The organism is Collinsella sp. AF36-3AT, assembly GCF_003475205.1.
Classification (GTDB): Bacteria; Actinomycetota; Coriobacteriia; order Coriobacteriales; family Coriobacteriaceae; genus Collinsella; species Collinsella aerofaciens_AF.
Genome location: NZ_QROZ01000001.1, coordinates 172,101 through 182,253 on the forward strand (window position 1 = coordinate 172,101; position 10,153 = coordinate 182,253).

Sequence of the window (10,153 nt, forward strand, 5' to 3'; positions counted from 1 at the left end):
TCTACACGTCCCTCCTTACAAACGTTCCTTCGTGGTTATACGAGCAGCGCGCATGCGCGGCCTGAGCCGACGTCGGGTCGACGGCGGCAACGTCGCCTGCCTCGAGTTCGTGCAGGCGCTCGGCGATGCCGGCCTCCACGCGATCGAGCAGGGCGTCGAAGTCCATGCTGCCACCCTCGCCGGGAAAGCCCTTCTTAAGCCCCGGGATGCGGCCGTCACCACGCTCCTCCTCGAGCAGCTCGGCACTCGCGGCGCCGCGCAGCGCCGGTTTGCCGCCCTTGGTCGAAAAATAGAGCGCCGCACGGGCATCCAGATCCAGCGCCAGGCGCATGGCCTGCGCATAGATAAGCGTCTGGGTATGGGGCGGCAGCCACCGCGGGTCGTCGATGGCGGCCTCGCCCGATTCCTCGTCGCGCGCCGTGGGGTCGGCGAGTTTAAACTCCTCAACGCCCGTGCGATGCTTGTAGTCGATTACCACGGCGCGATTCTCGGCATCCACATCCACGCGGTCGATGCGCCCGCCGAGCGGCCAGCCGGCATACTCGACCTGGAGCTCGTTGAACGCAAACTCCAGGTAGCGCGGCGCGAAGGGCGCGAGCGCCTCGGACTCGTAGGCAAGAACGCCCTCCAGCTGCGGCAAAATCTCGGCCACCTGGCGCTCCTCCACCGGGGAGAGCGGCACGAGCGGGCCCTCGGTACCGCGCTTGCCCGCATGCTCGGCCAAGGTCTCGTCAAAGACCTCGCGCAGCAGCTCCTTCGCGCGTGGCAGATTCATGGGTGTCACGCGCTCCATGCCCTCCTGGGGCAGACGGGCATGCAAGTGTTCCAGCACGTCGTGGACAAAGTTGCCCTTCTCCATATTGCCAAAGCCAGCGTCGATCGACTGGGGCTTCACGCGGTACGAGACGAACCAGCATAGCGGGCAGGTCGAATAGGCCTCGATCTGCGAGGCAGACGTCAGGCGCGGCACCAGCGGCGCATCCTCGCCCTCGCCATCGCGACGACGCAGGACCAGATACGGAATGGCTTCATCGCTCAGATGCTGAGGAGCTTCGCAGGTCACGCGCTCGCGCCTAAGACCTTCGCCTGCCGCGGGATCGAAGTCCCTTACGATATCGCCCTCACCCACACACTTCGCCTTGTCGGCGCCAACGGCCTTAGCGTCGTCAGCGGCCTTGTCGGCGTCAGCGGCCTTGTCGGCGTCAGCGGCCTTAGCATCGTTAGTGGCCTCGGCATGCGCCCGCAACTCGGTCCACACGGCAGCCGGGTAGCACTCGCGCGCCTGGCGATCGTGCGTCACGCGGGCAAGCGCAACCGGACCACGCGACGCTTGTATCGCGCGGCCAAAGCGTGCGCGCAGCAAGGCCGCAGGCTCAAGCGTCACACCGCTGCGATCTAACTCTGCCGTCAGCGTTGCCAGCGGGCCCTCCTCATGTGAGAGCGGATAACTGTCCAGGTCGACGTCGGCAAACAGCACGGCATCGTAGCTGCCGGGGCGCAGGGCCGCCGCATCGGCAAGCGAAGCAAAGCGAACCTGGGCGCGTGACGCACGGTCAACCTCGTAGGTCTCGTAATCGTAGGCGGCGCTACGCTTGTCCACCTTGGTGCGAATGTCATCGAGCACGGGCACGGTCGCGGCCTGCGACACGTCGAGCGCACGGGCGCCATTCATAAGGATGTCGATGACGTGGCGCAGCAGGGCCACCTCCGCCTGGCGACGGGCCTGACCGTCGAGACCGCCAAGTGCGCGATCGGGCAGTGCCTCGGCAACGGCAAGCATGGCCTTGAGCGCCGTCACGGGTTTGTCGCGCCACAGCGCCTGGAACACGTCCGAGATCACGCACGGCACGTTCTTAAACCAGTTCTCGTCGCTCGCCGCTTTACGCGCGCCCCTCACCTGGCCCTGCACGCTCTGCAGCAGGCTCTTGACGCCCGCAGTGGTCTTGCTGCGCGACAGTCGCATATTCTTGTCGAACGTGCGCGCGCTGGCGGCGTCGGCACCCGAAAGCGGGCTGTAAATCCAGTCGGTAAGCTCCGGAGCGGGCCACCACTCAGTCTTAGAAGCTGCCCCTTCGTCGGCGGCCTTCATACGCTCGATCAGGTTGGCGAGCGCCGTGAACTGCCTGCCCGCAATGGATTGGGAAAACGCCGTGAACTCGGCCGTCTCGGCAGCAACGTGGCGCGCCGCCAAACGAGCGGCAAGCTCGCCGAACAGCTGGGGTGCCCGGGCAGAAACAACGAGCACGCGTACGGGGTCGGCGGGTGTTGCAGCAACTTTATCGTCCTTGGACTCCTTGTGCGCTTTCACCAACTTATCGATGACGTCCGCATAAGCATGGGCACGGGCATGGGGGCCGGCGACCTCAATAAAGGCAGGCTGAGCAGCGGACTTGGAGGCAGTCTGGGGCGCGGCGGCGCCCTCCCCCAGCGGCGCGATCTCAAACAGCACACCGCGGACATCAAATGCCGCGGCAAGCTCCTCGCGCATCGCCGCTTGCTCGCGGGCAAGCAGCACGACAACCTCTCCCCCGTTGTTTGCCACGGCGGACAGCAGCTCGAGCAGGCTATACGTAAATGACGTGACGCCGCGCACGCAAACGGCGCGGGCGCACCCCGGCAGGTTGTCGGCCAAAGCGCCGGCCATAATGTCAGCCGCCTCGCAGGGCTCGACCATATCTCGACGGTCCAAACCGCGCGCATAGGCGCACAAAAGTTCAAACACGCGAGCCTCGGCGTCGCTTTTGGGCTTGGGCTTGCAAACGTTGTCGCAGCAACGCTCGGTGCCTGTCCCTGCCACACCCGGCAGCACATCGCGAGCCATACGCGCGAGCATACGCACCGTGCCCTGGCTGCGCGAAAGCGGCTGCAGGTCGGCGTCGTCGAGGCGCGCTACCATGTCCGAAAACAGCATCTGGCGCTGCAGGTTGTCGACGAAACCGCGCCCGTCGCCCAAAAGCTCCCAAAGCGAGCGAAGCCACGATGTAGGCGTCTTGTAGTCAATACCCAGCGAAACGCCGGCTTCCGCCGCATCATGACGGCACAGGTCGAGCTCGGCAAACGTTGGCGCCAGCAGCACGGCACGCCCGTGGCGGGCAATAAGGTCGGCAAGCAGCGCCGCCTCGGCATCGCTCAAATCCGCGCCGGCGTTGGTGGTATAGATTCGAACAGGCATGGTCCTCCACTCAAACCGTTCGCAATATTCAATGCTTCCATCCTACCCGCCCGCGCGGACAGATTTGCCCCACGCCAACAGATTTGACCCCTTGGAGACAGAGGAAAATGGATCACCGAGGAGGTCAGTCTAACCCAGTGATCCGTTTTCCTCCGTCCCCAAAGGATCAAAAAACCGCCCCCGAAGGGACGGTTCTGCGCAATTCGTTTGTTGCCGCTGGCCTACTCGCCATCCTCCAGCTTGATGAGGATCTTGCGATAGCCGCCGTACTCGCCGTTGAGTGCCTTGGACACGCGGCTCACCGTAGTGGACGAAGCGCCGGTGCGGGCCTGAACCTCAACATAAGGCTCGCCCTCATCCAGATAACGCGCAACCTGCAGACGTTGCGAAAGATCGCAGATCTCGCGCGGCGTGCAGATATCGGTCAAAAACGCCTGGATATCCTTCTCGTCATCCAAAAGACTAAATGCGTGGACCAGCTGCTTGACATCAGGCTTGTCAAACATGTTCTCGATATTCATCGATCACCGCCAAACCCGCCATAAGGCATCGAAGTTGATACTGACATCGGGCATCGTTCGCCCGTTCTATGCAATAGGGCAACGCCTGTGGCTTTTGCCCGTAGCAGTGTAGCACACCACCAAACTAAAGCGACAAGACTCTCTGCCAGCGGCGCGTTTTTCAGGACGAACGCCGTTTTGAAACCGAATGCGCACGTAAGCTCCACGAATATCTGAGACAATGGGCGGCCGAACAAGGCGGCACACCCGAGCGGCCGTCCAAGCCGCCGCAGCAAACCGCTTCACGCGACACCGACGCACCCTGCGCAAGAAAGGATTCACACCATGCGCTTTATGCTTAACTGGCTCTTTACCTCGATCGCCATCGCGATTGCCACGTTCCTCGTCCCCGGCATCCAGCCCTTCGGTTTTGCCGAGGCCTGGGTCTGTTTCGCCTTCGTGGGACTGTTCCTGAACATCGTCGATTCGCTCGTCAAGCCGTTTCTGACGGTTATCTCGCTGCCGCTCACGATCATTACGCTGGGTATTTTTCAGCTCGTAGTCAACAGCTTTATGCTCGAGCTGGCCAGCTATCTGTCGGTCAATCTGCTGGGCGCGGGTATCTCCATCGCCAGCTTTGGATCGGCCTTTATGGGCAGCATCCTGGTGTCCATCATGCGCAGCATCCTCGACAGCATCGCCGAGGGCTAAAACGGCCATTCCGGCCGCGCCCGTCTCAACAGCCCAAAACGAAGGCCGCCCATCACAAAAATGGGCGGCCTTCTTATTTGCCAAGTCTCAAAGGGCGAGAGAATCTGCCATTTCCACCCCGTCCCCAAATGGCAGGTGTGGGTTAGATGACGTAATCGTAGCCTTCGTTGGGAGCGACAAGTTGATCGAGCGTCACACCGTCGAGGTAGTCGTTGATAAGCTTGTCCAGGTTCTTCCACACGTCGAGCGTGGGGCACTCGTCAGAGCGCGAACAACCCTTGCAGTCGCCATCCAGGCAGGCGACCGGCGCCAGGCTGCCCTCGGTCAGGCGCAAGATCTCGCCCACCGTGTACTGCTCGGGCGGGCGCGTGAGCACATAGCCGCCGCCCTTGCCGCGCATGCCCGAGAGCATGTTGGCGCGCACGAGCGTAGCCAGAATATTCTCGAGGTACTTCTCCGAAATACCCTGACGCGCCGCAATCTCTTTAAGCGGGATACGGCCTGTCGCCTGGTGCTCGGCCAGGTCGACCATAACGCGCAGGGCATATCTGCCCTTTGTGGAAACCAACATATATATAGCTGCCTTTCGGTCTTTTAATTCGTAGAAATTCTAGCCGAAAAATTGGTTTTGAAAATACCTATTCCCGTCAAGATGGTTAATCGACTCGTAATAATCTTCTATTTCCTATTGCGTTACTAGGCTTTACTGTCTACTATGCTTGCCAACAGCAAAACGAACAACCTATAAGGTTTGTGGGTTTCGCTGCCACACACACCGTAAAACCACACGGTATCCAGTCATTTGAACACTTTGGAGGTTCACCATGAGCAATGTTTACACGTCCATCGATCAGCTTATCGGCCACACCCCGCTTCTGGAGCTCACCCACTTCGAGGCCGACGAGGACCTCAAGGCCCGTGTGCTCGTCAAATTGGAATACTTCAACCCCGCCGGGTCCGTCAAAGACCGCGTCGCCAAGAACATGATTGACGAGGCCGAGAAGGCCGGCAAGCTCGTGCGCGGTGGCGACTACACCATCATCGAGCCCACGAGCGGCAACACCGGCGTCGGCATCGCCTCGGTGGCGGCGGCCCGCGGCTACAAGGTGATCATCACTATGCCCGAGACCATGTCCGTCGAGCGCCGCAAGCTCATGCAGGCATACGGCGCACAGCTCGTGCTCACCGACGGCTCCAAGGGCATGAAGGGCGCTATCGCCAAGGCGGAGGAGCTGCAGAAGGAAACTCCCAACAGCATCATCGCCGGCCAGTTTGTGAACCCCGCGAACCCGGCCATTCACAAGGCCACGACCGGCCCCGAGATCTGGGACGACACCGACGGCAAGGTCGACATCTTCGTCGCCGGCGTCGGCACCGGCGGCACCGTGACCGGCGTGGGCGAGTTCCTCAAGGAGCAGAACCCCGAGATTCAGGTCGTCGCCGTCGAGCCCGCCACCTCCCCGGTGCTCTCCAAGGGCCAGGCCGGCCCGCACAAGATCCAGGGCATCGGCGCCGGCTTTGTGCCCGACGTCCTTGACACCCAGGTCTACGACGAGATCATCCCCGTCGAGAACGACGACGCCTTTGCCACCGGCCGCGCCGTGGGCCACAAGGAAGGCGTGCTCGTGGGCATTTCGTCCGGTGCCGCCGTGTGGGCCGCGCTGCAGCTGGCCAAGCGCCCCGAGAACGAAGGCAAGACCATCGTGGCCCTACTTGCCGACACCGGCGAGCGCTACCTGTCCACGGCGCTCTTCCAGGACTAGAGCTTCTCGTTCTTAGAACGAGTCCAAGGCACGCCGGTCTCCCCTCTCTTCTGGCAGCCTGAGCTCATCCCAACAGGATGCCCCACGAGACGTCCGAACTTGCTACAATGTCTGCGGCGCGGAACCAGCCTCCCGCGCCGCTTTTCTTTTTTGGCCACATGCCACCAAGGAGAACCTCCTCATGCACAACAAGCGCGTGCTCGTCGCCATGAGCGGCGGCGTCGATTCCAGCGTGACCGCGTATCTGCTCAAAAGCCAGGGCTACGAATGTGTCGGCGCCACCATGCGCCTCACCTGCCCCGCACCCGACCCCGCCACGGGCATGAGTAAGGTCGACCGCGACATCGCCGACGCAGAGGCCGTCGCCGAGCGCATAGGCATTCCCCACCATGTGCTCGACTTGCAGCAAACCTTCGACCGTAACGTAATCGAGCGCTTTGTGAACGCCTACCAGGAGGGGCTGACGCCCAATCCGTGCATTATCTGCAACCGCCACATTAAGTTTGGCGCGTTGCTGGATGCGGCGCTGGATATGGGCTGCGACTACATCGCCACGGGCCATTACGCCAAAACAAGCCAAGCGGCAGACGGCACCCGGCAGCTGCACCGCGGCGAAGATCCCAAAAAGGACCAAAGCTACTTTTTGTATTCGCTTACGCAGGAGCGCCTGGCGCACACGATCTTTCCGCTGGCGGGCCTAGACAAAGAGCGCGACGTGCGCCGCATAGCCGCCGAGCAGGGCTTTACCAACGCCCAGAAGGCCGAGAGCGAGGATATCTGCTTTATTCCAGACGGTGACTACGCGGGCTATATCGAGCGCCGCTGCGGACATCCCGCTGCACTGGGCGATATCGTATGGCGCGACGGCAGCGTGGTCGGGCGCCACAACGGCGCGCTGCGCTACACCATCGGCCAGCGCAAAGGCTTGGGCGTCGCGATGGCGCATCCCGTGTATGTGACGGGTGTCGACGCCGTCAACAACACCGTACATCTGGGCGAGGCAGAGGACCTGACGGCCACGGCGCTCACGGCCAACGACTGGATTTGGAGCGCCCCTGCCGACCACATGGAGGCCGAGCTGGATGCCGGCGGCATTCGCGTGGGCACCAAGTACCGCTACCGTCAAAAGGACCAGGCGGCGACCCTTACACGTGGCGCCGACGGACAAATGCTGCTGGCTTTTGACGAGCCACAGCGAGCCATCGCCCCCGGCCAGGCCGTCGTCGTCTACCGCGGCGACGTCGTCCTGGGCGGCGGCACCGTGACCGGCGCACTTAAGTAGCCGCGGGTTTATCGCTGCACGTGTCGAAGTACCTCAACAGCGGCACCAACCTCGATTATGCGACGCTCGAGGCCGCGGCGGATGGCCTCGAGTCGACCCTCCGCCGTGGCCCATTCGCTCTGCGAAAGAATCTCGATCGCCTCATCAACAAATCCGTTGAGCCGCGATGAATCGAACCAATCGAGCGAATCCGCAAGCGCCAGCTGGACGGAAGGGTCGGGCCCAAACGGCTTAGCGGAAAACCCAAACTCCCCAGTTGCGAGCACGGCAGTTGGTACGTTGTACCACAGACAGTTGCCGCTATCGAACAGCGGAGCAGGTTTTATCTCCAGGGTGTCGACATTACGGATGATGCCGAAGTTTCGCCAATGGCGGTCGCTGTTGGCCAAAAGGGCATCGCAAACGATCATCTGCGACATAGACCTTCTCACAGCGGCCTCGTCTGCTCCATGCTTACCAAGAAAGCGGCAGTACCGGTCGTACGTCGAGCTTCCTCGCTGGCCACCAAGGGCGTTCTTAACGTAAAAAGCCGGAACATATTCCTCGCGGCCGTCAAGAAAGTCGTCGCACAGACACACAGGGCCATCGAACATCCGCTCAACCGTATAAGGAACAAACTCGCCCTTGGGAAGCAAACGACGATGTAGAGCCGTTGCAACCGCCTCGTTAATGGGACGCTGATCGTCCATCCCGCACCCTTTAGCCAAAACGCGAATGCCGTTTCGGATCATCCACGATTTAGGGAGCTCGCCCTCGGACGTGTTATCCGGATTTTTAAGACCGATGCCCTCCAGCCAACCCGAACGCCCCTCGGGCGTCGATCGCTCAAAATCATTCTCGAAGTAATTGAGGTTTCGCCATTCGAGCCCGTCGCATTCTGCCGGCCGCAGCCAATAGCAATCCGAAAGCGATAGGCCCAGGCACTGAACCGGCGCCTCAACGCCGTTGACAATTCCCAGCTCGCGGTAGCGCGAGATAAGCCCGGGGCGAACATCGGGCACCGACCGATGCCCCCACCACGCGTTGAGCTCCCGCTTATTCACCGCAGGAGAAGAGCTCGAGCATGTGCCAAACGGCATTCGTTGCGCATCGAGGACCTCGGCGATTTCGAAGGGAAACTCACGCGTCGGATCAAATGAGACATGCGCGACCTCATGGTCGGCCGACATCAGCGTAAACTTGCGTCCCACATCGGCCGCAGGACGGCGTCCTCGCTTGCGGACCTTTTGATAGGCGAGCGCAGAATTGTACTCGACCAACTTCCGGCCGCCCACAATATCGCACACAAGCGTTCCCGATGCGGCAAGTTGAGATATGCGGGCTTTCGTAACGCCCAACAGGCGGGCAGCATCACCCATAGACAAGTACTCAGACGTGTCCATACACCGCATCACCTCGTTAAGTAATTTACACGTTTAGTTAATAGATTACAGACATCATAATACTAAACAACCCAAAGTGAAAAAAGGCCCGAGAAATCGGGCCTTAGCGATTGGTCAGCCGAGTCGCAAGCTGCTCCCCTAGCGCTGAACGTAGGCGCGAACCAGCTCGTAGGTATTGCGCACGCCGTCGATGTGGCTGCGCTCGTAGTTGTGGCTCGCGTACACGCCGGGGCCGATCAGACCATGGCGAATGTCGTAGCCGGCCGAGAGCGTGGCCTCGACGTCGGAACCGTAATGCGGGTACACATCGATGGCGTAATCGAGCTTAAGCTCGCGCGCGATATTGGACAGCGTGGTCACCAGATCGTAGTTGTAGGGGCCACCCGAATCCTTGGCGCAAATCGAAACCATGCGCTCGGTGCAGCCCAGGTCGTCGCCCACGCAGCCCATGTCCACGCTGATCATCTCGCGCGTGTCGGCCGGCACAAAGGCACCGCCGTGACCGACCTCCTCGTACACGGTAAAGAGCAGCGACACCTTGCGCGAGAGCGTCACCTCGCCAGCGGCGACGGCACGCGCCAAGCCCAGCAGAATCGACGCCGACAGCTTGTCGTCAAGGAAGCGACTCTTAATGTAGCCGCTCTCCGTCACCATGGTGCGCGGATCCATAGCGATGATGTCGCCAGTCTGAATACCCAGCTCGAGCACATCGTCCTTGCTGTCAACGTTCTCGTCGAGCAGGATCTCCATGTTCTTCTCGATGGCCTTGACCGGCTCATCGGCCACATGCGCCGAAGGCTCGGTATTGAGGACCACGCCTGTGTAGACCTTGCCGCCACGCGTGTAGACGGTGCAGTTCTCGCCATCGGCCGTGGACCACTGGTGCCCACCGAGCGTCGTCGGACGCAGGCGGCCATTGTCCTTAATGGATCGCACCATGGCGCCAAGCGTGTCGACATGGCTCGCCAACACGAGCGGCTCACCCTCGCCGCCGAGCTCAACCAGCACATTGCCCTTATTGGAGCGCTCGGGCTCAAAGCCCATATCGCGCAGGGTTTCCATCAGATAATCAGTCGCCGCACGAGTAAAGCCCGTAGGCGAGGCAATAGAAGTCAGCGCCTTAAGCTGGTCAGTAATAAAACCAAGCGTAGAATCCATTTGGGACACCATCCACAACTCCAAAGTCAACATCCCGTAATCAGTAAAAGCCCCAACAACGATACCATCACGCACAAATATTTACCCAGCGAGATGACCCATCGAGCTCTTCCGAACAGCGCCCGCCGAACCAGGTTAGGCAGCCGGGCAGATCTTCTTGAAGAGCTCGATGACGTCGTCGAGCG

At 61.3% G+C, this 10,153-nt stretch carries 8 protein-coding genes; 3 read left to right on the forward strand and 5 right to left on the reverse strand.

Features of this window, described 5'->3' with window-relative positions:
* Position 1: 1 nt before the first annotated feature.
* The gene (locus DW003_RS00700) at positions 2–3,172 is read right to left on the reverse strand and encodes a PD-(D/E)XK nuclease family protein (protein WP_118387034.1); all 3,171 of its coding nucleotides are present in this window, start codon (positions 3,170–3,172) and stop codon (positions 2–4) included.
* Positions 3,173–3,393: 221 nt separating this feature from the next.
* A complete protein-coding gene (locus DW003_RS00705) occupies positions 3,394–3,693 on the reverse strand; it encodes a YerC/YecD family TrpR-related protein (RefSeq protein ID WP_022094855.1) in 300 nt (99 codons plus the stop codon).
* Between the two features lie 324 nt (positions 3,694–4,017).
* On the opposite strand from DW003_RS00705, the gene DW003_RS00710 reads away from it, so the two are divergent.
* A complete protein-coding gene (locus DW003_RS00710; protein ID WP_055250947.1) occupies positions 4,018–4,383 on the forward strand; it encodes a phage holin family protein in 366 nt (121 codons plus the stop codon).
* Between the two features lie 142 nt (positions 4,384–4,525).
* On the opposite strand, the gene DW003_RS00715 is transcribed toward DW003_RS00710, so the two are convergent.
* Positions 4,526–4,954: an Rrf2 family transcriptional regulator gene (locus DW003_RS00715; RefSeq protein WP_117564502.1), complete on the reverse strand. Its 429-nt coding sequence runs from the start codon at positions 4,952–4,954 to the stop codon at positions 4,526–4,528.
* A 253-nt stretch (positions 4,955–5,207) separates the two neighbouring features.
* Between DW003_RS00715 and cysK the strand changes: the two genes are divergently transcribed.
* Both cysK and mnmA read left to right on the forward strand, forming a co-directional pair.
* Positions 5,208–6,146 carry a cysteine synthase A gene (gene cysK, locus DW003_RS00720; protein ID WP_055250951.1) on the forward strand — a complete coding sequence of 313 codons (939 nt, stop codon included), beginning with the start codon at positions 5,208–5,210 and terminating at the stop codon, positions 6,144–6,146.
* Between the two features lie 181 nt (positions 6,147–6,327).
* Positions 6,328–7,428: a tRNA 2-thiouridine(34) synthase MnmA gene (gene mnmA / locus DW003_RS00725; RefSeq protein ID WP_117778476.1), complete on the forward strand. Its 1,101-nt coding sequence runs from the start codon at positions 6,328–6,330 to the stop codon at positions 7,426–7,428.
* Between the two features lie 8 nt (positions 7,429–7,436).
* On the opposite strand, the gene DW003_RS00730 is transcribed toward mnmA, so the two are convergent.
* Complete coding sequence (locus DW003_RS00730) at positions 7,437–8,810, reverse strand: DNA-binding protein (protein WP_117778477.1); 1,374 nt, start codon at positions 8,808–8,810, stop codon at positions 7,437–7,439.
* 138 nt (positions 8,811–8,948) lie between these two features.
* Positions 8,949–9,968 (reverse strand): M42 family metallopeptidase, encoded by a 1,020-nt coding sequence (locus DW003_RS00735; RefSeq protein ID WP_117757905.1) that lies wholly within the window; start codon positions 9,966–9,968, stop codon positions 8,949–8,951.
* Positions 9,969–10,153 lie beyond the last annotated feature (185 nt).

Coding starts and splice junctions, on each gene's coding strand:
- DW003_RS00700 (WP_118387034.1), bottom strand. CDS start 3,172: ATGCCTGTTCGAATCTATACCACCAACGCCGGCGCGGATTTGAGCGAT.
- DW003_RS00705 (WP_022094855.1), bottom strand. CDS start 3,693: ATGAATATCGAGAACATGTTTGACAAGCCTGATGTCAAGCAGCTGGTC.
- DW003_RS00710 (WP_055250947.1), top strand. CDS start 4,018: ATGCGCTTTATGCTTAACTGGCTCTTTACCTCGATCGCCATCGCGATT.
- DW003_RS00715 (WP_117564502.1), bottom strand. CDS start 4,954: ATGTTGGTTTCCACAAAGGGCAGATATGCCCTGCGCGTTATGGTCGAC.
- cysK (WP_055250951.1), top strand. CDS start 5,208: ATGAGCAATGTTTACACGTCCATCGATCAGCTTATCGGCCACACCCCG.
- mnmA (WP_117778476.1), top strand. CDS start 6,328: ATGCACAACAAGCGCGTGCTCGTCGCCATGAGCGGCGGCGTCGATTCC.
- DW003_RS00730 (WP_117778477.1), bottom strand. CDS start 8,810: ATGGACACGTCTGAGTACTTGTCTATGGGTGATGCTGCCCGCCTGTTG.
- DW003_RS00735 (WP_117757905.1), bottom strand. CDS start 9,968: ATGGATTCTACGCTTGGTTTTATTACTGACCAGCTTAAGGCGCTGACT.